Genomic DNA, 22,259 nt, shown 5'->3' with positions numbered 1-22,259 from the left:
GGCTGAAGTAAGGTCGGCCGGGGTTCACCGGGGGACGGCCGCGAGGCGCGTCGTAGTTCGAGGGCGGGAATGTCGGGTTTTCCGAAGGCTGGCGATGAGTACGGCGGCCGCTACCGGATCGTGCGCCAGCTCGGCCACGGCGGGATGGGCGTCGTCTACGAGGCGGTCGACAAGGTCCTGAACCGGTCGGTCGCACTCAAGATCGTGCTGCCCTCGCTCCCCGACCGCGAGGACTTCACCGCCCGCTTCGCCCGCGAGGCCTCCGTGCTGGCGCGGATCCGCTCGCGCAACATCGTGCAGATCCACGAGTACGGCGAGGACGGCGAGACCGTCTACTTCGTCACCGAGCTCTTCCCCGACGGCGACCTCCAGTCCTGGCTCGCGACCCGCGGCCCGCTGGACCGGCGCGCCGCGCTGAGCCTGATCGCCCAGGTCGGCGAGGCCCTGGCGGACGCGCACGCGATGGGCGTCATCCACCGCGACGTGAAGCCCGGCAACGTGCTGCTGTGGAGCCGACCGGAGGGCCTGATCCCCTACCTGGCCGACTTCGGGATCGCCATCGACACCCCCGAGAGCGGCAGCACCCGCGCCAGCCTGACCCGCACCGGCACGCTGGTCGGCAGCCCCGCCTACATGGCGCCCGAGCGGCACTTCGGGCACCCGGCCGACGAGCGCGGCGACGTCTACTCGCTGGGCTGCCTGCTGTGGTCGGTGCTGACCGGCGAGGCGCCGTACACCGGCACCGACTTCCAGATGATGAACGCCCACATCAACGGTGCGATCCCGGCGCTGGCCACCGGCCACCCCGTCGACGACCGCATCGACGCGGTCCTCGCCGGCGCGCTCAACAAGGACCCCGAGCGCCGCACCGCCTCCCCCGCGGAGATGCGCGCCGACCTGCTCGCGATCGTCAAGGACATCGACGCCGCCGTCGTGCCGCCGCCGCTCGCCCCGCCGGCCGCGCCCCCGGCCGGTCGCGCCGCCGGCCCGACGACCCCGCCCCCGAGCGGTCCCCCGGTGGACCTGGCGTCCCCGGGCGCGGCCGGTGCCGCGGCGGCCGCCGGCGCGGCCCTGGACGACGGCCACACCCGCGCCGTGTCGGTGCGCCCGCCGGCGGGCAGCACGACGGGCCCGAGCGCCGGCGCGAGTGCCGGCGCGGGCGACACCTCGACCAGCAACGTGCTCCGGACGCCGTCCGGTCCGACCCCGCCGGGAGGCCGGGCCTCGCGCCCCGGCTCGTCGGGCACGACCGGACCGCGCGGCAAGCGCTGGTGGGCGGTCGCCCTCGGCGCCGCCGGGGTCGTCCTCGCCGTGGGCGTGGGGGTTGCGGTCGTGGCCGCCACGGGGGGCGACGACGAGCCCGCCTCCAGCGGGCCGGCCGCCGGCTCCTCGGAGAGTCCCGCGGCGAACATCGACGCGCCCGAGGCCCCGACCGTCAAGGCCCGCCCGGGCTACCGCTCGGTGGTCTTCAGCGTCACCCCCGCCTCCACCTCCGGCGAGCAGCGGATCGAGGCCGACCTCGACGGCCAGGGCTGGGAGGAGGCCGACGACCCGCTCCGGGTGCCCACCGAGCAGGGTGGCGCCCGCGGCTGCGTGCAGGTCCGCACGGTCGCGGTCTCCGACACCGGCGACGAGGCCGCGAGCGAGCCGGTCAAGGCGTGCGGCAAGGCCAAGCCCCGGACCGTACGCCTCGTGCGGACCAACGACGAGTGCGCGGCGGCGCCCGGCTGCCGCTGGTACAACGTCTACATCACCGGCTTCGCGAGCGGCAGCGACCAGCAGGCCGTGATCTACGACAGCACCGGCAGCCCGTGGTGCGACTGCACGTTCAACAAGATCCGGGTCAAGGACGACGGCCGGGGTGCGCAGATCCACGAGTGGCAGGTCGCCCCGGGCAGCATCGACGGCTACGTCACGCTCGTCGTCGACGGGATCGGGCAGCGCGTCTTCGTCCCCTGACGAGCCCCGTCGTCACCGCGTGGGCCGCACCGCGTCCCCGCCCCGTCCGCCGACGGACGCGCTTGGCGGAGGTGGCAGGTTGGGCGCATGACCATCGAGAAGAACTGGGCCGGCAACCACACCTTCGGTTTCCGGGACGTGCTGGCGCCCACCTCGCTCGAGGAGCTGCAGATCGTCGTTGCCGAGCACCGCAGGATCCGGCCCCTCGGGTCACGGCACTCCTTCACCGCCCTGGCCGACGGCGAGGCCGCGGTGACCCTGTCCTCGCTGCCGGAGGCGGTCACCGTCGATGCCGCGGCCGGCACGGTGACCTGCCACGGCGGGTCGACCTTCGGCGCGCTCGCCGCCCACCTCGAGCCCCGGGGCCATGCCCTCCACAACCTCGCCTCCCTCCCCCACATCTCGGTCGCCGGCGCCGTCTCGACGGCGACCCACGGGTCGGGTGACCGCAACGGCAACCTCGCCACCGCGGTCGCGGCCGTCGAGCTGGTCACGGCCGACGGCGAGCTGCTGACCCTGCGCCGCGGCGACCCCGGCTTCGAGGGGGCGGTCGTCAGCCTCGGCGCGCTGGGGGTGATCTGGCGGGTGACGCTCGACGTCGAGCCGACCTACCAGGTGGACCAGACGGTCTACGAGGGGCTGCCGTGGACGCGCGTCGTCGAGGATCTCGACGCCATCACGTCCGCCGGCTACTCGGTCAGCCTGTTCACCGACTGGGGGCCGCAGGGCGCGTCCGCCTGGGTCAAGCGGCGCGACGGGGACGCCCCGGCTCCCGACGACTTCCACGGCGGCGTCGCGGCGACGGCGGCCCGGCACCCGCTGCCCGGCCTGGACGGCGCGACCACCACCGAGCAGCTCGGGATCGCGGGTGCGTGGTCCGACCGGCTCCCGCACTTCCGGATGGGGTTCACGCCGAGCCACGGCGCCGAGATCCAGTCGGAGTACCACGTCCCCCGCGAGCTCGGCGGCGCCGCGATCGAGGCGCTGCGCGCCGCGTCCGACGGGTTCCGGTCGGTGCTGCAGATCGGGGAGATCCGCACCGTGCGACGCGACGACCTGTGGCTGAGCCCGCAGTACGAGCGGGACACGCTGTCCCTGCACTTCACCTGGGTGCGGGAGCAGGCCGCGGTCGAGGAGGCCCTGGCCGTCGTCGAGGACTGCCTCGCCCCCTTCGACCCTCGCCCGCACTGGGGCAAGCTCTTCCTGCCCGGGTGCCGACCCGCGCGGAGCTACCCCCGGCTGGCCGACTTCCTGGCCCTGCGGGGCCGGCTGGACCCGACCGGCAAGTTCGGCAACGACTGGCTCGACCGGCACCTGGACCCGACGGCCTGAGCCACGGGCTCAGGCCGTCCGGCCCAGGACGTCCGGGTCAGGCGACCGGCAACCGCTCCAGCGTGGCGTCGCGGGCCACCCCGTAGCGGGTGCGGACGGCCGGCTCCGGGTCGGCGGCGTGCACCACCGTCTCCGGCAGCACCCATGCGGGCGGCTGCTCGGCACCGGAGAGCGACCAGGCGGCCTGCCGGGCGGCGCCGCGGGCGACGTACTCCGCTGCGGGCGGGCAGTGCACCGGGGCGGGAAAGACGGTCGCGGCGACGGTGCGCACCGCCGCCGATGCCGCGCCACCGCCGACCAGCAGCACGCGGCCGACCTCGCTGCCCTGGCCGACCAGGGCGTCCAGGCCGTCAGCGAGCCCGCAGAGCAGACCCTCGACGGCGGCGCGAGCGAGGTGCGCGGGCTCCATCGTCTCGAGGGTCAGCCCGTGCAGGGAGCCGGTCGCGGTGGGCCGGTCCGGGGTCCGCTCCCCCTGGAGGTAGGGCACGAGGGTGAGGCCACCGGCGCCCGGGGGGACCGTCAGGGCCAGCCGTGAGAGCTCCTCGAAGTCCACGCCGAGCAACCGGCAGGTCGCGCTCAGCACCTGGCCGGCGTTGATGGTGGCCACCAGCGGCAGGAAGCGCCCGGTCGCGTCGGCGAAGCCGGCGACCGCGCCGGTGGCGTCGGCCGCCGGCACCTCGGACACCGCCGAGACCACGCCCGAGGTGCCGATGGAGACGACGACGTCACCGGGGCCGGCACCGAGGCCGAGGGCGGCTCCCGCGTTGTCGCCGCACCCGGGGCCGAGCACCGCGGCGGCGCCGGCGACCGTGCCCACGACGTCCCGCGGCCCGGCCACCCGGGGCACCACGGCGTCCCGGCCGAGGGCACCGCGGAGCAGGTCGTGCCGGTAGGAGCCGTGCGGCACCGACCAGTAGCCGGTGCCGCTGGCGTCGCTGCGGTCGGTGACGAGCTCGGACAGGGAGGTGTGGCCGGCCAACCGCCAGGTGAGCCAGTCGTGCGGCAGGCAGACCGCTGCCGTGCGGGCCGCCAGGTCGGGCTCGTGCTCCGCGAGCCAGCGCAGCTTGGTGACCGTGAACGACGCGACGGGCACGACCCCCACCTCCGCGGCCCAGGTGGCGGCCCCGCCGAACTCCTCGGTCAGCGCGACGGCGGCGTCCGCGGACCGCGTGTCGTTCCACAGCAGGGCCGGCCGGACGACCCGGCCGTCGTCGTCGAGGCAGACCATCCCGTGCTGCTGGCCACCGACGGACACCGCGGCGACGTCGTCGAGGCCCCCGGCCTCGTCGACGGCACGACCGAGCGCCGACCACCAGTGCTCGGGGTCGACCTCGGTCCCGACGGGGTGCACGGCCCGCCCCTGGCGCACCAGCTCACCGGTCTCGGCGTCGTGCACCTGGACCTTGCAGGACTGGGTCGAGGAGTCGACGCCGGCAACCAGCACGACTCAGCCCCGGGTGCCGTAGAGGTGCTCCAGCGCCAGCTGGTCCAGGTGCTCGAAGCCCATGCCGCGGGCGGCCGCCTCCTCCGGGTCGAAGCTCTCGGCGCGCAGCGAGGCCACGCTCTCGCCGGCGCCGAGGGTCGGCTGCGCGAGCTCGTCGACGCGGGCGGCCGCCAGGGCGGCCTGCACGTCGGGGTCGGCGCGGAAGGCCCGGCTCTTCTCACGCAGGATCAGGTAGTTGCGCATGCAGCCCTCGGCCGAGGCCCAGACCCCGTCCATGTCCTCCGAGCGCGGGGGCTTGAAGTCGAAGTGCCGCGGGCCGTCGTAGCCGCCGTTCTCGAGGATGTCGACCGTCCAGAACGCGCCGCGCACGTTGCCCGCGCCGAAACGCAGGTCCTGGTCGAAGCGCGGACCGGTCTGGCCGTTGAGGTCGACGTGGAAGAGCTTGCCGTGCCAGAGCGCCTGCGCCAGGCCGTGGGCGAAGTTCAGCCCCGCCATCTCCTCGTGCCCGACCTCGGGGTTGATGCCCACCCGCTCCGGGTGGTCCAGCTCGTTGATGAAGGCGAGCGCGTGACCGACGGTGGGCAGCAGGATGTCGCCGCGGGGCTCGTTGGGCTTCGGCTCGATCGCGAACCGGATGTCGTAGCCGCTGTCGATCGCGTGCTGGGCGAGGATGTTGAAGGCCTCGGCGTAGCGGTCGAGGGCCGCCCTGACGTCCTTGGCCGCGCCGGACTCGGCCCCCTCGCGGCCGCCCCAGGCGACGAACACCTGAGCGCCCATCTCCGCCGCCAGGTCGAGGTTGTCGAGGGCCTTGCGGACGGCGAACCGTCGCACGTCGCGGTCGTTGTTCGTGAACCCGCCGTCGCGGAAGACGGGGTGCGAGAACAGGTTGGTCGTGACCATCGGCACGCTCAGCCCGGTCTCCTCCAGCGCCTTGCGCAGCGGCGCCAGGTGCGCCTCCTTGGTGGCCGCGTCGGCGTCGAACGGGAAGACGTCGTTGTCGTGGAAGGTGATGCCGTACGCGCCGAGGTCCGCCAGCCGCCGCACCGCCTCCGCAGGGTCCAGCGGCGGACGCACGGCGGTGCCGAACACGTCGACCCCCTGCCAGCCCACCGTCCACAGGCCGAAGGAGAACTTGTCGTCGTGCGTGGGTGTCATGGCGTCCATTGGGTGACCCTCGTCTCGTTGATGGTTCTGATAAACAACAAAATGCCCCATTCAGGCCCTGTACAAGGTGAACTTAGCCGGTTATGTTGGCGCTGACAACATTCCGCGTGACGGCAATCACAGCTCGTGCCGGCGGACCAACGAGAAGGAACTCAGATGGTGAGAAGCACAGGTTCGCGCATCGCCTCCGTCGCTGCGGTCGGTGCGCTGGTCTTCACTGCCGCCGCATGCGGTGGCAGCGACTCCAGCGGCTCGGGCAGCGGTGGTTCGGGTGGCAGCGGCGATTCGGCAGGCAAGGTCGGCGTGATCCTGCCCGACTCGAAGTCGTCGGTGCGCTGGGAGACGCAGGACCGTCCGAACCTCGAGGCCGCCTTCAAGGCTGCCGGTCTCGAGTCGGACATCCAGAACGCCGAGGGCTCGGCCGACACGTTCGGCCAGCTCTGCGACCAGATGATCACCGAGGGCGTCAAGGTGCTCATCGAGACCGACCTCGACCCCGACTCGGGCAAGGCCTGCATCGACAAGGCCAAGAACGCGGGCATCGCCGTCATCGACTACGACCGCCTCACCCTCGGCGGCGGCGCCGACTACTACGTGTCCTTCGACAACGTGAAGGTCGGCGAGCTGCAGGGCCAGGGCCTCATCGACGGCCTCAACGCCGCAGGCAAGACGTCGGGCAACATCGCCTTCATCAACGGCGCCGCGACCGACAACAACGCCACGCTCTTCAAGCAGGGCTACGAGCAGGTCATCAAGGACGACGGCAGCTTCACCGTCGTCGCCGACCAGACCGGCGACTGGGACCCCGTCACCGCGGGCAAGGTCTTCGACCAGTTCTACGCTGCGCACCCCGACCTGATCGGTCTCGTCACGGCGAACGACGGCATGGCGGGCGGCGTGATCGCCCGCGAGAAGGCTGCCGGCGTCGAGGGCAAGGTCCTCGTGACCGGTCAGGACGCGACGCCCGAGGGCCTCGCCAACGTCCTGCAGGGCTACCAGACCGGCACCGTCTTCAAGGACACCTCGGTCGAGGCCAAGGCCGCTGCCGACCTGGCGATCGCGATCATCAAGGGCGACGACCCCTCGACGATCGCGACCGGCTCGGTGAACGACTCGGAGCTGGGCGTCGACGTTCCCTCGGTGCTCGCGACCCCCGTCTGGATCACCGCCGACTCCGTCCAGGACGTCGTGACGGCCGGCCAGGCGAGTGCCGCCGACATCTGCAAGGGCATCACGGACCTCTGCACGAAGTACGGGGTCCAGTGACCGCGTAGCGGTTGTCTGACATCTTCAAGCGCGGGGGCCCGTCCGACTGGGCGGGCCCCCGCTTCCATGACCACCAACCCCCGGGAGAGTGACGCAATGTCGAGTGGAGAACCGCTGCTGCAGCTGCGCGGCGTCCAGAAGTCCTTCGGCGCCGTGCACGTGCTGCGCGGCGTCGACCTGACGGTCAAGCCGGGCCGCGTGACCGCGCTGGTCGGCGACAACGGCGCCGGCAAGAGCACGTTGATCAAGGGGATCGCCGGCATCCACCCCTTCGACGAGGGTGACTACACCTTCGAGGGGAACACGGTCCACGTGAAGAGTCCGCGCGACTCGAACGCGCTGGGCATCGAGATCGTCTACCAGGACCTCGCGCTCTGCGACAACCTCGACGTCGTCCACAACATGTTCCTCGGCCGCGAGCTCACCAAGAACGGCATGATCGACGAGGACAGCATGGAGGCCCGCGCCCGCGAGACCCTCGACGGCCTCTCGGTCCGGACCCTGAAGTCGGTGCGGACCCACGTCGCCGCCCTCTCGGGCGGCCAGCGCCAGACGGTCGCCATCGCCCGCTCCGTGCTGTGGAACTCCAAGATCGTCATCCTCGACGAGCCGACCGCCGCGCTGGGCGTGGCGCAGACCGAGCAGGTCCTCAAGCTGGTCCGCCGGCTCGCCGAGCGAGGCCTCGGCGTCGTGCTCATCAGCCACAACCTGAACGAGATCTTCGAGGTCGCCGACGACATCGCGGTGCTCTACCTCGGCCAGATGGTCGCGCAGGTCGACACCGCCACCACCAGCCGGGACCGGATCGTCACGGCGATCACGACCGGCGTGCTGAACAAGGGGGACGCGGCATGAGCGTCGCAAGTGAAGAGATCGAGGAGCTCCGCAACGCCGACAACGTCGGCACCCTGGCGAGGGCCTACGTGGCGAAGCTGCGGGGCGGTGACGTCGGCTCGCTCCCGGCGATCCTCGGCCTGGTCGTGCTCGTCATCGTCTTCTCCGCCCTCCGGCCCGACACGTTCACCAAGGCCTTCAACTTCGGCAACCTGATCCAGCAGTCGGCCGGCGTCACGATCATCGCGATGGGCCTGGTCTTCGTCCTGCTCCTCGGCGAGATCGACCTCTCCGCGGGCTACACCGGCGGCACCGCCGCGGGCGTCATGTCGGTGGCGCTGACGACCCACGACTGGCCGGTCCTGCCGGCCATCCTCGTCGGGCTCGCCACCGGCGCCGTGATCGGCGCGGGCATCGGACTACTGGTCTCCCGGCTCGGCATCCCGTCGTTCGTCGTCACGCTCGCGACCTTCCTCGGCCTGCAGGGGGTCCTGCTGTCCCTGATCGGCGAGCGCGGGTCGATCGACTCGGGCGAGTTCGTCGCCAAGCTCAACAGCGACAACCTCCCGGTGTGGCTCGGCTGGGCGATCGCGATCGTGTTCGTGGTGCTGTACGCCGCGTCGACCTTCCTGCGCAATCAGCGTCGTCGGCGCAACGGGCTCACGAACGAGCCGAACCTCCTCTGGGCGCTGAAGGCCGGCAGCCTCGCCGTCATCGCGTTCCTCGTCGTCTTCTACCTCTCGATCGAGCGCAGCCCCAACGCGAACATCAAGTCGATCAAGGGGGTGCCGATCTCGCTCCTCATCATCCTGGGCCTGGCCGTGGTCCTCACCGCCCTGCTCAGCCGGACGAGGTGGGGCAGCCACGTCTACGCCGTCGGTGGCAACGCCGAGGCTGCTCGCCGCGCCGGCATCAACGTCGCGATGATCAAGCTCAGCTGCTTCGTGATCTCCTCCACGATCGCGGGGATCGGCGGCATCATGCTGGCGAGCTACAGCGGTGGCGTGAACAACAACACCGGTGGCAGCACGATCCTGCTGTACGCCGTCGGCGCAGCCGTGATCGGCGGGACCAGCCTCTTCGGCGGCAAGGGACGCGTCGTCGACGCCGTCATCGGCGGCACCGTCGTGGCCGTGATCGCGAACGGCATGGGTCTGCTCAACCAGCCCGACAGCCGCAAGTACATCGTCACCGGCCTGGTGCTGCTGGTCGCCGCGAGCGTGGACGCGATCAGCCGTCGACGCGCAGCGTCCACGGGTCGGGTCTGAGACGGAGATCCGGGAGAGAGTGCGATGCCACGTCGATCGGGCATCAGTCAGGACGAGCTTCGTCGTGTCAATCTCGGGGCACTACTCCGACGGGTCCACACCGACGGTCCGACCAGCCGGGCCGAGCTCACCACCGAGCTCGGCCTCAACCGCAGCACGATCGGTGACCTGACCGGGCAGCTCGAGTCGCTCGGCCTGGTCAGCGAGGAGCTGCCCACCGAGGAGACGGCCCCCCTGGGCCGACGCTCGGGGCGGCCCTCCCTCGTGGTCTCGCCGCGCTCGGACGTGGCCGTCGTGGCCATCGCGCTCGACGTGGACCGGATCACGGTGGCCCTGGTCGGGCTCGGGGGCGTCGTCCTCGACCGGCGTACCCGGTTGCACGAGCGGGGGTCGCACGACGTCGAGCGGGTCGTCGAGTCGGTCTCCCAGCTGACCCACGACCTGCTCACCCAGCACGCGCCCCGGTGCTGCCTGGGTGTCGGCGTCTCCGTGCCGGGCGCCGTCCGGGCCTCCGACGGCCTGATCCGCTTCGGTCCCAACCTGGGGTGGGTCGACGAGCCGTTCACGGCGCTGCTCGCCGAGGAGCTCGGCATGCCCGTCCAGTCGGGCAACGACGCCAACCTCGGGGTGCTGGCCGAGAACGTCCGCGGCGCTGCCGTCGGCGTCGCGGACGTCGCCTACATCAGCGGCAGCGTGGGCATCGGTGGCGGGTTCCTGGTCGGCGGCCAGCTGCTGCGCGGTGTCGAGGGGTACGCCGGCGAGATCGGCCACCTCGCGGTCGACAGCGGGGGCACGACGTGCCGCTGCGGCTCCGTCGGCTGCTGGGAGACCAAGGTCGGCGAGAACCAGCTGCTCACCCACGCCGGCCGGCTCCCCGGAGGCGGCCCGCAGGCCGTGGCCGAGGTCGTCGACGCCGCCGCGGCCGGCGAGGAGCGCGCGATCGCCTCGGTCGAGGACGTCGCCAGCTGGACCGGGGTCGGCCTGCGCGCCGTGGTCAACGTGTTCAACCCCGAGGTCATCGTGCTCGGCGGCATGCTGGGCCGGGTCCTGGCGTCCCGTCCGGACCTGGTCGCCGAGCGACTCAACTCCGCCACGCTGATCAGTCCCGGCGGGCGGGTCGACCTGCGGGTGGCGGCGCTGGGCGAGGACTCCTCCCTGGTCGGTGCGGCCGAGCTGGCCTTCAGCCCGCTGCTCGCCGATCCGCTGGCGGTCATGGGAGAGCCCGAGGCCCAGGGGCACGACGCGCTGGCGCAGTGACGCGCGTCGCGGTCAGGTCGTTGGCATGTACGGGCCGGCAACGGGTACCAGTCTCTGTTGGGCCGTCCGCAACCCGGGCCGGGCCCGCACCCGCTCCGGTGCATCTGCCGGCGCGGGCAATACCCCCACCAGTACGGAGAACACCATGGCTTTCATCCTCTGGATCATCGCGGTCATCCTCGTGATCGCGGGCATCGTCCAGCTCTTCCGCAGCAACATCCTGCTCGGCGTCGTGCTGATCATCGTCGGCCTGCTCGTCGGCCCGGGTGGCGTCAGCATCTTCACGAAGTAGTCGCACGCACCACCCGGCCGGTCCGGCGCCTCGGCGCCGTGGCCGGCCGTCGTGCGTCCGGAGGTGTCCGCGCGTGCCCGCGCCTCCCCCGGTCAGTCGCCGAGGACGACCTCGACCTCGAAGCCCTCGGAGCTCTCGAGGAACAGCGCGGTGTGCCGCTCTCCCCCGGCGTGCGGGTAGCGGTCCGCGAAGAGCTCGTGCCAGCCGTGGCTCGACGACTCCGCGCGCATCCGGTCCAGGGTGCGCCGGTCCTCCACGGTCAGCGCCAGGTGGTTGACGCCCGGGCGGAGCCGGTCGTGCGGCTCGTCGACCAGGTCGCGCGAGCGCTCGAGGAAGAAGTACGTCCCGTCCGGGTGCGCCCAGGAGGCGGTGCCGTCACCGGACTCGTCGGCCATCTCCCAGCCCAGCTCACCCAGCAGCCAGGCCCACTCGCCCGTCGCCGTCGCGACGTCGCTGACCCAGAGGTCGAGGTGGTGCAGCGCGCGGATCACCGGCGCGTCACTCCCACTCGATGGTGCCGGGCGGCTTCGAGGTGATGTCGACGGCGACCCGGTTGACGTCGGGGACCTCGTTGGTGATGCGTGTGGAGATGGTCTCCATGACGTCGTACGGCAGCCGCGCCCAGTCGGCCGTCATGGCGTCCTCGGAGGTGACGGGGCGGAGCACGACCGGGTGGCCGTAGGTGCGGCCGTCGCCCTGGACGCCGACGGAGCGGACGTCCGCGAGCAGCACGACGGGCATCTGCCAGATGTCGCGGTCGAGGCCGGCCCGGGTCATCTCCTCGCGGGCGATGGCGTCGGCGGCGCGCAGGATGTCGAGGCGCTCGCGGGTCACCTCGCCGATGATGCGGATGCCGAGGCCGGGCCCGGGGAAGGGCTGGCGGTGCACGATCTCGTCGGGCAGGCCGAGCTGCTCGCCCATCAGGCGGACCTCGTCCTTGAAGAGCGTGCGCAGCGGCTCGACGAGCTCGAACTCGAGGTCGTCGGGCAGGCCGCCCACGTTGTGGTGCGACTTGATGTTGGAGGTGCCGGCGCCACCGCCCGACTCGACGACGTCGGGGTAGAGCGTGCCCTGCACGAGGTAGGCGACCTTGGCGCCGTCCTGCGCGATGGCGTCGGCGAGGACCTCGGCCTCGGCGGCCTCGAAGACCCGGATGAACTCGCGGCCGATGACCTTCCGCTTCTCCTCGGGGTCCGAGACCCCGGCGAGGGCGTCGAGGAAGCGCTTCTCGGCGTCGACGACCTTGAGGTCGACGCCGGTGGCGGCGACGAAGTCGCGCTCGACCTGCTCGGTCTCGCCCTGGCGCATCAGCCCGTGGTCGACGTAGACGCAGGTGAGGCGGTCGCCGATCGCGCGCTGCACGATCGCGGCGGCGACGGCCGAGTCGACGCCGCCGGACAGGCCGCAGATGGCCCGACCGGTCTCGCCGATCTGGGTGCGGATCGCCTCGATCTGCTCCTCGACGATGTTGACCATCGTCCAGGTGGGACGACACCCGGCGATCCGGAGCAGGAAGTGCTCGAGCACCTGCTGGCCGTGCTGGGTGTGCATCACCTCGGGGTGCCACTGGACGCCGGCGAGCTGGCGCTCGACGTCCTCGAACGCCGCCACGGGCGTCACCTGGGTCGAGGCGAGGACGGCGAAGCCCTCGGGGGCCTCGGTGACCGAGTCGCCGTGGGACATCCACACGCTGTGCTCGGCGGGGATCCCCTCGAGCAGCGTGCCGGCCTCGCCGACGGTGACGGGGGTGCGGCCGTACTCGCGGGCGCCGCTGTGGGCGACGGTGCCGCCGAGGCCCTGGGCCATCAGCTGGAAGCCGTAGCACATGCCGAAGACCGGGACACCGGCCGTGAAGAGCGCCGGGTCGATGGAGGGCGCACCCTCGGCGTACACCGACGACGGGCCGCCGGACAGCACGATCGCCTGCGGCCTGCGGGCCAGGATCTCCTCGACCGGCATCGTGTGCGGGACGATCTCGGAGTAGACGCGGGCCTCGCGCACCCGGCGGGCGATCAGCTGGGCGTACTGCGCCCCGAAGTCCACCACGAGGACGAGGTCATGGTCGGGGAGCTCGCTCATGGGAGCAGCCTATCGAGCGGCGACCGCGGCCGGACGCGTGCCCGGAGAACGACCCGGCGGGGGCCGGCTGGAGCGGACCTGCCGGGAAATGCACCAGGGCCCGGCCGGGGAGGGAGGGTGGCCGGGCCCTGATCGTCCACGCACGTGTTGGACAGTGCCTGGACCAGGAACCCGGCCTTGGGAGGGAGCATGACTGCCGGGTTCGCTGGCTCAACGAGCCGTCCGGAGGCGGGTTACGGCTCGGACGGGCCGAAACCGGGTGATTCCCGCGTCAGCTCACCCCGACGATCGGGAGCCGCAGGGCGGCCGGGGCGTCGTACGGCACGGCGGGCGCCGCCGGGGTGACCGGGGCGATCCGCTCGTAGGCCGCGCCCAGCGCCGGACGGGCGTCCTGCTCGCCCTTGTTGGGCCAGAACGACATGGCACGCTCGGCCTGCGCGGTGATCGTGAGGGAGGGGTTCACTCCGAGGTTGGCGGTGATCGCCGAGCCGTCGGCCACGTGCAGGCCCGGGTGGCCGAAGACCCGCTGGTAGGGGTCGATCACGCCGGTCTCGACGGAGTCGCCGATCGCGCAGCCGCCGAGGAAGTGCGCGGTCAGCGGCTTGTTGAACGGCTCGCCGATCGAGCCGCCCGCCGTGCCGCCCATGACCTTGGCCATCAGCCGCACCGCGAGGTTGCCGGCCGGGATCCAGGTCGGGTTGGGCACGCCGTGGCCCTGCTTGGAGGTGAGGTAGCGGCGCTGCGTGCCGGGGACGCGCTTGGTGTAGGTCGTGATCGAGTTGTCGAGGCTCTGCATCACCAGCGCGATGACGGTGCGCTCGGACCAGTGCTTGACGTCGTACAGGTTCGCGACGTTGGTGCGCTGGCTCCACATCTCGCGCAGCCAGGTGCGCCAGCGGGGCGTCGGGCCGTCGCCGTCGGTCAGCACGGTCTGCATCAGCGACATGAAGTTGCTGCCCTTGCCGTAGCGGCACGGCTCGATGTGCGTGTCGGGGTCCGGGTGGAAGCTCGACGTGATCGCGATGCCCTGGCTGTAGTCGACCTTCGTGTCCGGCGCGATGGCGCCCAGGATCGACTCGGAGTTGGTGCGCGACAGGAAGCCCAGCCGCTGCGAGAGCCGGGGCAGGTGGCCCTCGTCGCGCATCCGGTGCAGCAGCCGCTGGGTGCCCAGCGACGACGCCGCGAGGACGACCTGCTCGGCGCGCAGCACGCGCGTCGCCGAGGCGCGGCCGGTCTTGGCCTTGGTGAACTTCACGTGGACGTCGTACCCGCCCCCGACGTCGTCGGGGCGCGGCGCGACCCGGGTCACGGTCGTCAGCGGGAGGACGCGGGCGCCGTTCTGCTCGGCGAGGTAGAGGTAGTTCTTGACCAGGGTGTTCTTGGCGTTGTGGCGGCAGCCGCTCATACACTCGCCGCAGCCGACGCACGAGGTCCGCGCCGGGCCGGCACCGCCGAAGTACGGGTCCGGGACCGTGGTGCCCTGCTCGTCGCCGGGGCCGCCGAAGAAGACGCCGACCGGGGTCGGGTGGAAGGTGTCGGCCACGCCCATCTCGGTGGCGACCTGCTCCATCACGTCGTCGGCGGGCGTGCGGAGGGGGTTCTCGACGACGCCGAGCATCCGCTTGGCCTGGTCGTAGTACGGCTGCAGCTCGGACTTCCAGTCCGTGATGTGGCTCCACTGCTTGTCGGTGTAGAACGCCGGGAGCGGCTCGTAGAGCGTGTTCGCGTAGACCAGCGAGCCGCCGCCGACGCCCGCGCCGGAGACGATCAGGCAGTCCTTGAGCGCGTCGATGCGCTGGATGCCGTAGCAGCCGACCTCGGGGCGGAAGAGGTAGCGCTTGACGTCCCAGGAGTTCTCGGCGAAGTCCTGGTCATCGAAGCGGGCGCCCGCCTCGATGACGCCGACGCGGTAGCCCTTCTCGGTCAGCCGCAGCGCGGTGACCGAGCCACCGAAGCCGGAGCCGATGACGAGGACGTCGTAGTCGAAGGTCTGCTCAGCGGTGCTCATGCTCGTCCCAGCTTCTTCATCAGGCGGAGGTTGGCGGTCATCACCTTCGCGTAGGTCTCGTCGGACATCCCGAGCATCGGCGCGAAGCGGATCAGTCGTTGCGTCGCCACGGACTGCGACTCGGTGTAGCGGAGCACGCCCTCGGACCCTTGGCGGCGGCCCATGCCCGACTCGCGCATCCCGCCCATCGGGGAGTCGATGCTGGCGAAGGTCGCGCCGAACGCCTCGTTGATGTTCACCGTGCCGCACAGGACCTGGCGGGCGATGGTGCGGGCGCGGGCGCCGTCCTGGCTGTAGATCGACGCGTTCAGCCCGTAGGAGCCGTCGTTGGCCCGGGCGACCGCGTCGGCCTCGTCGTGGAAGCGGTAGAGCGCGACCACCGGCCCGAACGTCTCGTGGCCGAAGCACGTCATGTCGGGGGTGACGCCCTCGAGAATGGTCGGCTCGTAGAAGAACGGCCCCAGGTCCGGGCGGGCGCGACCGCCGGTCAGCACCCGCGCGCCCTTGGCCACCGCGTCGTCGACGTGCGCGACCACGGTGTCGAGCTGCGCCTGCGAGATCAGCGAGCCCATGTCGTTGCCCCACTCGAGCGTGGCGCCGAGCGTCATCGCCTGGGTGCGGGCCACGAAGCGCTCCACGAACCGGTCGTAGACCTGGTCGGCCACGAACAGCCGCTCCATGGAGACGCAGAGCTGGCCGGCATTGGAGAAGCTGGCGCGGACGGCGCCCTCGGCGGCCTTCTCGAGGTCGGCGTCGCGGAGCACGAGGAGCGGGTTCTTACCGCCGAGCTCGAGCGAGCAGCCGATCAGCCGGTCCGCGCAGCCCCGGGCGACGAGCTTGCCGGTCGCGGTCGAGCCGGTGAAGCAGACGTAGTCGGCACGGCCGATGATCGAGGGGCCGACCTCGGAGCCGGGGCCGGCCACGACCTGCCAGAGGTCCTTCGGGAAGCCGGCCTCCTCGAGCAGCTGGGCCGCGAGGAGGGCCGTCAGCATGGTCTGGGCGTCCGGCTTCGCGACCACGGCGTTGCCGGCCAGCAGCGCGGGCAGGCCGTCGCAGAGCGCCATCGTGAAGGGGTAGTTCCACGGCGAGATGATCCCGACGACGCCCTTGGGGATGCGGTTCACCTCGACCCGGGTCAGGCCGGGCACGACGCCGAGCTTGCGCTCGGTGTCGAGGTGCTGGTGGGCGGTGCGCGCGTAGTAGCGGGCCGTGAGCGCGATGTGCAGCGGCTCGTCGAAGGCGTGCTTGCGGGCCTTGCCCGACTCGAGCACGGTCAGGTCGATGATCTCGTCCTGGCGGTCGAGCACCAGGTCGTGCAGCCGCAGCAGCACCGCGGAGCGCTCGTCGAGGGAGGTGCGCGCCCACGCGGCCTGGGCCCGACGGGCGCGGGCGAAGGCCTCCGCGACGTCGTCGTCGGTGGACTGCGGGATGTGCGCGAGCGGGGCGCCGTCGAGCGGCGAGTGCACCTGCACCGAGTGGCCGGAGGTCGCCACGAGGCGGCGGGTGAGGGCCGCGACGTACTCCGGCTCGAGGGCGTACGACGCCGTGGGGTCGTGCTCGGGGTCGTGCGGACCCTCGACCAGCGGTCCGCCGGCGGGGGTCGGGTTGCGGTCACTCATGTACCGAGAGTATGTGGCGGGGGTCTCCCCCGCCTACCCCCCGGTAGCCCACTGAGACGGTTGACACACTGGCCGCTTCTGTCAAGCGTGACCCGATGCTGCGACCGGCTCGTGTGCCCGGGGACACGCCGGAGCGCGTCGACAGGCACACGCCGCGGTCGGTGGTGCCCGCTCAGACGATGTCGGGGGCCTGCACCCGGGCCTCGTCGGCCTCCCGGTCGGTCGCCTGTGCCTGGCTGAGCCGCTCCGCCTCGACCCGGCGCAGGTAGTGGTCGACCTCGTCGTCGAGCCGGGCCTGGTCCCAGCCCAGCTCGTCGGCCATCAGCCGGGCGACCGCCGGCGCGGCCGCCACGCCGCGGTCGAAGGTCTCGATGGAGATCCGGGTGCGGCGGGTCAGCACGTCGTCGAGGTGCCGTGCGGCCTCGTGCGTGACGGCGTACACCACCTCCGCGGCGAGGTAGTCCTCCGCGCCCTCGAGCGGCAGCCCGAGGACCCGGCGCCGGGCCACCAGGTCGAGCACGTCGTCAACGAGGCCGCCGTAGCGCCCGAGGAGGTGGTCGATGCGGGCGACGTGCAGGCCCGAGCGCCGCGCCAGCAGGACGCGCTGGTTCGAGCGCGTCTCGAAGCCGTCGGCGCCGACCAGCGGGACCCGGTCGGTGATCGAGTCGCGGACCGTGAGGTTGACCGTCGTGCGCAGCGAGTGGGCGGCGGCGTCCACGGCGTCGCGTCCCATGACGCGGTACGTCGTGAGCTTGCCGCCGGCGATCATCACGAGGCCGGCGACCGGCGTCACCACGGTGTGCTCGCGGGAGATCTTCGAGGTGGGCTCCGACTCGCCCGTGAGCAGCGGCCGCAGCCCGGCCCACACGCCCTCGACGTCCTCGTGGTCGAGCGGCTCGCGCAGGATCGCGTTGACCTGGTCCAGCAGGTAGTCGATGTCGGTGCGGCTGGCCGCGGGGTGCGCCTTGTCGAGGTCCCACGGCGTGTCGGTGGTGCCGATGATCCAGTGCCGGCCCCACGGGATGACGAAGAGCACCGAGGTGGCCGTACGGGTGATGAAGCCGGCCTCCGAGCGGATCCGGTCCCGTGGCACCACCAGGTGGATGCCCTTGCTGGCCTGCACGTGCAGCGCGCCCCGGCCGCCCACCATCTCCTGGATCTCGTCGCTCCAGACCCCGGCGGCGTTCACGACGACCCGGGCGCGGATCTCGTGCTCCCGGCCGCTCTCGAGGTCGACGGCACGCACGCCGACGACGCGCTCCCCCTCGCGGAGGAAGCCGACGACCTTGACCCGGGTCGCGACGTGCGCGCCGTGGCCGGCGGCGGTCCGGGCGATCGTCAGGACCAGGCGGGCGTCGTCGACCTGGCAGTCGTAGTACTTGATCGCGCCGGCGATCTGGTCGGACTTGAAGTCCGGCGCGATCCGGGCGACCTGGCGCTTGAGCAGGTGCCGGTGCCGCGGCACGCCCATCGGGCTCTTCCCGGTCATCGCCATGGCGTCGTACAGCGCGAGCCCGGCGCCGACGTAGGGCCGCTCCCAGCCCTTGTGCGTCAGCGGGTAGAGGAACGCGACCGGGCGGACGAGGTGCGGCGCGAGGCGCGTGAGCAGCAGCCCCCGCTCCTGGAGCGCCTCGCGGACCAGGCCGAAGTCGAGCATCTCGAGGTAGCGCAGGCCGCCGTGGATCAGCTTGCTGCTGCGGCTGCTGGTGCCGCTGGCGAGGTCGCGCTGCTCGATCAGCCCGGTGCTGAGGCCGCGGGTGATCGCGTCGAGGGCGGTGCCGGCGCCGACGACTCCCCCACCGACGACGAGGACGTCCAGCTCGGGCTCACCGGCCGTCCCGGTCATGGCCGCGAGGGCGGCGTCGCGCGCCGCGGGGCTGAGCGCGCTCGAGTGGGTCATGCGACCAGTCTCGCAAAGTCCGTGTGACGGGCGCGTGACGCGCGGGTCCGGGTGCGCATCCCGGCTCCGGGGCCTGCTCGCCCGCCGGGGTCTCAGGGGCGCTGCGCCAGACTGCTGGCATGCTGACGCGCGAGCTGGCCGTGACCCTGCGGGACGCCGGGCTGGCCTGGGATCCGGCCAACGGCGACCGGTTCGTCGTCCCGGACCGGGACCTCGACGACCAGGTGTTCGTGCTGAGCGACATGGTCATCGAGCTCCTCGACGCCCCGGGTGGCGACCAGGTGCTCGCCTTCAACGGCACGACCGAGTGGGCGCTGGACAGCCTCGAGGCGAGCGACGCGATCTGGGTGCCGCGCGAGGACCAGCTGCGCGACCTGCTCGGCGAGGCGTTCGTCTCGCTGGAGCGGCTGGCGGGGCCGCCGGCGGGGTACGCCGTCACGGTGCGTGGTCCGGGTGGTCCCGAGCGGCACGTCGACGTGGACGTCGAGTGCGCCTACGGGCGGGCGCTCGTGTCGGTCCAGCGGGGCTGAGCGCCGCCGGACGTCATCCGGAGGGGCGACCCCCTCCACGGGACGCATGACGTCCCGGACGGTCAGCGGCCGAGCAGCTGCCGGTCGTGCTTGACCTCGAGGACGCGCAGCGCGGCGGCGTCGACCCGGGCGCGGAACGCCGGAGACTGGCGGGCGAGACGCAGCACCGCGGCGTACATGCCGGGGAGCTCGCCGGGGTCGACGGTCAGCACCAGGTCGCCACCGGCGCGCAGGAACTTCACGGCGCGGCGACCGGCGCTCCAGCGGGCGACCTGCGCGGCGTTGCCGAGGTCGTCGGACATCACGACCCGCTCGAAGCCGAGGTCGCCGCGGAGCACCTCGGTGATGACGGTCCGGGAGAAGACGGCGGGGTTGCGGCGGTCGAGGCGGGTGTACGTCGCCGAGGACATCATCACCGCGGGGACCCCGGCCGCCACGGCGTCGCGGAAGGGCCGGAGGTACGCCCCGTGCCGCGAGGTCACCCGGTCGACGACGCCGGCGTGGGTGTCGGTGTTGGCGTGGACCCGGCCGAGGCCCGGGAAGTGCTTGACGCTCGGCGCCACCCCGTGGCGGTCGAGGCCGCGGACCAGCGCGAGCCCGTGGCGGGCGACGCGCCGGGGGTCGTGGCCGAGCTCGCGGTCGTAGCGGCCGATCGGCGGGTTGGCCCGACCGAGCGCGGCGGGGACGGTGTCGAGCACCGGCGCCAGGTTCATGTTCACGCCCGAGGCGACGAGCTGGCCGGCCCAGCGACCGGCGGCGGCCTGGAGCCCGCGCAGCGACCAGGTGCCCTGGACCAGCGCGGACGGGAGGTCGGTGAGTCCCGGCCCGCGGAGCACCTGGACCTGGCCGCCCTCCTGGTCGGTCGAGACGAGGAGGCGGACGCCGTGGGTGGCCGCCTGCGTGGTCCGGCCCTGGAGCGTGCGCGCGACCCGCGCCGGGGTGCGGGTGCCGGCGTGGCTGCGCCCGGTGAGCATCACGTTGCCCACGTGGAAGCGGCCGATCTGGCTGCGGGTGGCCGGGCTGACCGACGTCGCCGGGGTGCCGACCATGAAGAGCTGGCCGACCCGCTGCGGCAGCGTCATCGCGTCGCGCACCCGCTCGGCCGGGTCGCGTCGCGGCTTCCGCGCGACCGCCGCCTGCACCTGGGAGACCGGGTCGGTCCACGACGGCAGCGTCCACTCGCGCTGGGGCACCGCCCCGGCAGGCGCCGGGAGGGCCAGGACCCCACCGGCGACGACGCCGGCAACAACGGTGGCGACGACGCTGGCCGCGCGGCGGGACAGGGGCGTGCGGACGGACTTCGACGAGGACAAACCCGAGAGCTCCTGCGTGTGGGGGTGGGCGATGCAGCGGCCGACCGTACCGGACCGGACGGCTCAGGCCGAATGCCGCGCCCGCGGCCCCGGCCCGGGCAGCCGCTCGGCGTGCATCCGTCGCTCGGTGCGCGTCTGCGCCACGACGGCCGGGTCGAGGTCGGCGATCGCCAGCCCCTCCTCCGCCCCGAGCGAGGCGAGCGGGCGGCCCTCGGGGTCGAAGACGGCGGACCCGCCGATGAAGGAGGCGGCCCCGCAGGTGCCGGTGGCGGCCGCCAGCACGACGTACATCCCGTTGTCGAGGGCGCGGGCGGGCAGCGCGAGGTCGCGGCGGTGCGCGGAGCCGGGGAAGAACGCGGCCGAGCAGAGGTAGCCGACCGCGCCGTCGTCGGCCGCGGCCCGGGCGTGCTCGGGGAAGCTGCTGTCGTAGCAGACGGCCAGGCCCAGCTCGACGCCGTCGACCACCAGCGAGGACCCGCCGGACCCGGCCGTGAACCACGGGAGCTCGTCGGCGTCCACGTGCTGCTTGTCGTACGCCGCCAGGGTGTGGCCGTCCGGCGCGACGACGACCAGCGACAGCGTGCGCCGGTCACCGCGGCGCAGCGCGGTGCCGGCGACGACCACGAGGCCCGAGGCGGCCGCGGCCGCCCGGAGCGGGTCGAGCCAGGCGTCCTGCAGGGAGTCCGCGTCCGGCAGCGGCCCGGAGAACGCGGCCTCGTCGTACCCCGTCAGGAACGCCTCGGGGAGCAGCAGCACCCGCACGCCCTGGCTGCCGGCGAGCTCGACGAGCCGCACGGCGGTGGCGACGTTCGCGGGGACGTCGCCGGAGACCGACGCGGCCTGGGCGGCCGCGACCCGCAGCACGCCCGGGGACCCGCCGGCCGGGGTCACTCGACGACGACCTCGACCCGCTGGAACTCCTTGAGGTCGGTGTAGCCGGTCGTGGCCAGCGAGCGGCGCAGCGCGCCGATGAGGTTCATGGTGCCGTCGGCCACGCGGGAGGGACCGAAGAGGATCTCCTCGAGCGTCCCGACGGTGTCGAACTGGACGCGCTGGCCGCGGGGCAGCTCGGCGTGGTGCGCCTCGGTGCCCCAGTGGAAGCCGTGGCCCGGGGCGTCGGAGGCCCGCGCGAAGGGCGACCCGACCATGACCGCGTCGGCACCGCAGGCGATCGCCTTCGCGATGTCGCCCGAGCGGCCGATCGAGCCGTCGGCGATGACGTGCACGTAGCGGCCGCCGGACTCGTCCATGTAGTCGCGACGGGCCGCGGCCACGTCGGAGACGGCCGAGGCCATCGGCACCGCGACGCCGAGCACGGACCGGGTGGTGTGGGCGGCGCCGCCGCCGAAGCCGACGAGGACGCCGGCCGCGCCGGTGCGCATCAGGTGGAGGGCGGCCTGGTAGGTCGCGCAGCCCCCGACGATCACCGGGACGTCGAGCTCGTAGATGAACTCTTTGAGGTTCAGCGGCTCCGCCTGCGAGGAGACGTGCTCGGCCGAGACCGTGGTGCCGCGGATGACGAACATGTCGACCCCGGCGTCCACGACCGCCTTGGCGAACTCCTTGGTGCGCTGGGGCGAGAGCGACCCGGCGACGGTCACGCCGGCGTCGCGCATCTCGTTGAGCCGCGCGGTGATCAGCTCGCCGCGGATCGGCTCGGTGTAGATCTCCTGCATCCGGCGGGTGGCCTCGATGCCCTGGAGGCCGGCCACCTCGGCGAGCAGCTCCGACGGGTCGTCGTACCGCGTCCAGAGGCCCTCGAGGTTGAGCACGCCGAGGCCGCCGAACTTGCCGAGCGCGATCGCGGTCGCGGGCGACATGACGGAGTCCATGGGGGCGGCCAGCACCGGCAGCTCGAAGCGGTAGGCGTCGATCTGCCAGGCGACGCTGACCTCCTCGGGGTCGCGGGTGCGCCGCGAGGGCACGATCGCGATGTCGTCGAAGGAGTAGGCGCGGCGGGCGCGCTTGGCACGACCGATCTCGATCTCAGTCAT

18 protein-coding genes are annotated in these 22,259 nt (G+C 72.8%); 8 read left to right on the top strand and 10 right to left on the bottom strand.

What is annotated here, in order from left to right:
• The first annotated feature begins 69 nt into the window (after window positions 1–69).
• Complete coding sequence (locus tag H5V45_RS16000; protein ID WP_185253845.1) at window positions 70–1,959, top strand: serine/threonine-protein kinase; 1,890 nt, start codon at window positions 70–72, stop codon at window positions 1,957–1,959.
• A gap of 87 nt (window positions 1,960–2,046) precedes the next feature.
• Window positions 2,047–3,291: a D-arabinono-1,4-lactone oxidase gene (locus H5V45_RS15995; RefSeq protein WP_185253844.1), complete on the top strand. Its 1,245-nt coding sequence runs from the start codon at window positions 2,047–2,049 to the stop codon at window positions 3,289–3,291.
• A 37-nt stretch (window positions 3,292–3,328) separates the two neighbouring features.
• Here H5V45_RS15995 and xylB read toward each other — a convergent pair whose 3' ends face one another.
• Window positions 3,329–4,735, bottom strand: a complete 1,407-nt coding sequence (xylB, locus tag H5V45_RS15990; protein WP_185253843.1) for a xylulokinase — start codon at window positions 4,733–4,735, stop codon at window positions 3,329–3,331.
• 3 nt (window positions 4,736–4,738) lie between these two features.
• On the bottom strand, window positions 4,739–5,899 hold the full coding sequence (gene xylA, locus H5V45_RS15985) for a xylose isomerase (RefSeq protein WP_185253842.1): 1,161 nt from the start codon (window positions 5,897–5,899) through the stop codon (window positions 4,739–4,741).
• A 303-nt stretch (window positions 5,900–6,202) separates the two neighbouring features.
• Between xylA and H5V45_RS15980 the strand changes: the two genes are divergently transcribed.
• The 5 genes from H5V45_RS15980 to H5V45_RS15960 all read left to right on the top strand — a co-directional run bounded on the left by H5V45_RS15980 (window position 6,203) and on the right by H5V45_RS15960 (window position 10,816).
• The gene (locus H5V45_RS15980; protein WP_343061590.1) at window positions 6,203–7,165 is read left to right on the top strand and encodes a sugar ABC transporter substrate-binding protein; all 963 of its coding nucleotides are present in this window, start codon (window positions 6,203–6,205) and stop codon (window positions 7,163–7,165) included.
• Between the two features lie 96 nt (window positions 7,166–7,261).
• Window positions 7,262–8,020: an ATP-binding cassette domain-containing protein gene (locus H5V45_RS15975; protein ID WP_185253840.1), complete on the top strand. Its 759-nt coding sequence runs from the start codon at window positions 7,262–7,264 to the stop codon at window positions 8,018–8,020.
• A complete protein-coding gene (locus H5V45_RS15970; protein WP_185253839.1) occupies window positions 8,017–9,267 on the top strand; it encodes a sugar ABC transporter permease in 1,251 nt (416 codons plus the stop codon). Before H5V45_RS15975 ends, H5V45_RS15970 begins: the two co-directional genes overlap by 4 nt.
• A 24-nt stretch (window positions 9,268–9,291) precedes the next feature.
• Window positions 9,292–10,524 carry an ROK family protein gene (locus H5V45_RS15965; RefSeq protein WP_185253838.1) on the top strand — a complete coding sequence of 411 codons (1,233 nt, stop codon included), beginning with the start codon at window positions 9,292–9,294 and terminating at the stop codon, window positions 10,522–10,524.
• 145 nt (window positions 10,525–10,669) lie between these two features.
• A complete protein-coding gene (locus H5V45_RS15960; RefSeq protein WP_185253837.1) occupies window positions 10,670–10,816 on the top strand; it encodes a GPGG-motif small membrane protein in 147 nt (48 codons plus the stop codon).
• A 92-nt stretch (window positions 10,817–10,908) separates the two neighbouring features.
• On the opposite strand, the gene H5V45_RS15955 is transcribed toward H5V45_RS15960, so the two are convergent.
• The 5 genes from H5V45_RS15955 to H5V45_RS15935 form a co-directional block, all read right to left on the bottom strand.
• Window positions 10,909–11,307, bottom strand: coding sequence for a VOC family protein (locus H5V45_RS15955; RefSeq protein WP_221634028.1), 399 nt, complete (start codon window positions 11,305–11,307; stop codon window positions 10,909–10,911).
• Between the two features lie 7 nt (window positions 11,308–11,314).
• Window positions 11,315–12,895 carry a glutamine-hydrolyzing GMP synthase gene (guaA, locus tag H5V45_RS15950; RefSeq protein WP_185253836.1) on the bottom strand — a complete coding sequence of 527 codons (1,581 nt, stop codon included), beginning with the start codon at window positions 12,893–12,895 and terminating at the stop codon, window positions 11,315–11,317.
• Between the two features lie 271 nt (window positions 12,896–13,166).
• Window positions 13,167–14,903 (bottom strand): GMC oxidoreductase, encoded by a 1,737-nt coding sequence (locus tag H5V45_RS15945; RefSeq protein ID WP_185253835.1) that lies wholly within the window; start codon window positions 14,901–14,903, stop codon window positions 13,167–13,169.
• Window positions 14,900–16,522 carry a succinic semialdehyde dehydrogenase gene (locus tag H5V45_RS15940; protein WP_185253834.1) on the bottom strand — a complete coding sequence of 541 codons (1,623 nt, stop codon included), beginning with the start codon at window positions 16,520–16,522 and terminating at the stop codon, window positions 14,900–14,902. The genes H5V45_RS15945 and H5V45_RS15940 overlap by 4 nt, the downstream gene beginning before the upstream one ends.
• Before the next feature lie 172 nt (window positions 16,523–16,694).
• The gene (locus H5V45_RS15935; RefSeq protein WP_185253833.1) at window positions 16,695–18,422 is read right to left on the bottom strand and encodes a glycerol-3-phosphate dehydrogenase/oxidase; all 1,728 of its coding nucleotides are present in this window, start codon (window positions 18,420–18,422) and stop codon (window positions 16,695–16,697) included.
• A 119-nt stretch (window positions 18,423–18,541) separates the two neighbouring features.
• Between H5V45_RS15935 and H5V45_RS15930 the strand changes: the two genes are divergently transcribed.
• Window positions 18,542–18,952, top strand: coding sequence for a pilus assembly protein CpaE (locus H5V45_RS15930; protein ID WP_185253832.1), 411 nt, complete (start codon window positions 18,542–18,544; stop codon window positions 18,950–18,952).
• Window positions 18,953–19,014: 62 nt separating this feature from the next.
• Here H5V45_RS15930 and H5V45_RS15925 read toward each other — a convergent pair whose 3' ends face one another.
• The 3 genes from H5V45_RS15925 to H5V45_RS15915 all read right to left on the bottom strand — a co-directional run bounded on the left by H5V45_RS15925 (window position 19,015) and on the right by H5V45_RS15915 (window position 22,259).
• On the bottom strand, window positions 19,015–20,265 hold the full coding sequence (locus H5V45_RS15925; protein WP_185253831.1) for a glycoside hydrolase family 3 protein: 1,251 nt from the start codon (window positions 20,263–20,265) through the stop codon (window positions 19,015–19,017).
• Between the two features lie 63 nt (window positions 20,266–20,328).
• Window positions 20,329–21,156 carry a carbon-nitrogen hydrolase family protein gene (locus H5V45_RS15920; protein ID WP_343061589.1) on the bottom strand — a complete coding sequence of 276 codons (828 nt, stop codon included), beginning with the start codon at window positions 21,154–21,156 and terminating at the stop codon, window positions 20,329–20,331.
• On the bottom strand, window positions 21,153–22,259 hold the full coding sequence (locus H5V45_RS15915) for a GuaB3 family IMP dehydrogenase-related protein (RefSeq protein ID WP_185253830.1): 1,107 nt from the start codon (window positions 22,257–22,259) through the stop codon (window positions 21,153–21,155). Before H5V45_RS15915 ends, H5V45_RS15920 begins: the two co-directional genes overlap by 4 nt.

The organism is Nocardioides luti (assembly GCF_014212315.1).
GTDB classification, from domain to species: Bacteria; Actinomycetota; Actinomycetes; order Propionibacteriales; family Nocardioidaceae; genus Nocardioides; species Nocardioides luti.
The sequence above is the reverse complement of the archived record's forward strand: the minus strand, read 5'-3'. Positions and strand labels throughout refer to the sequence as shown.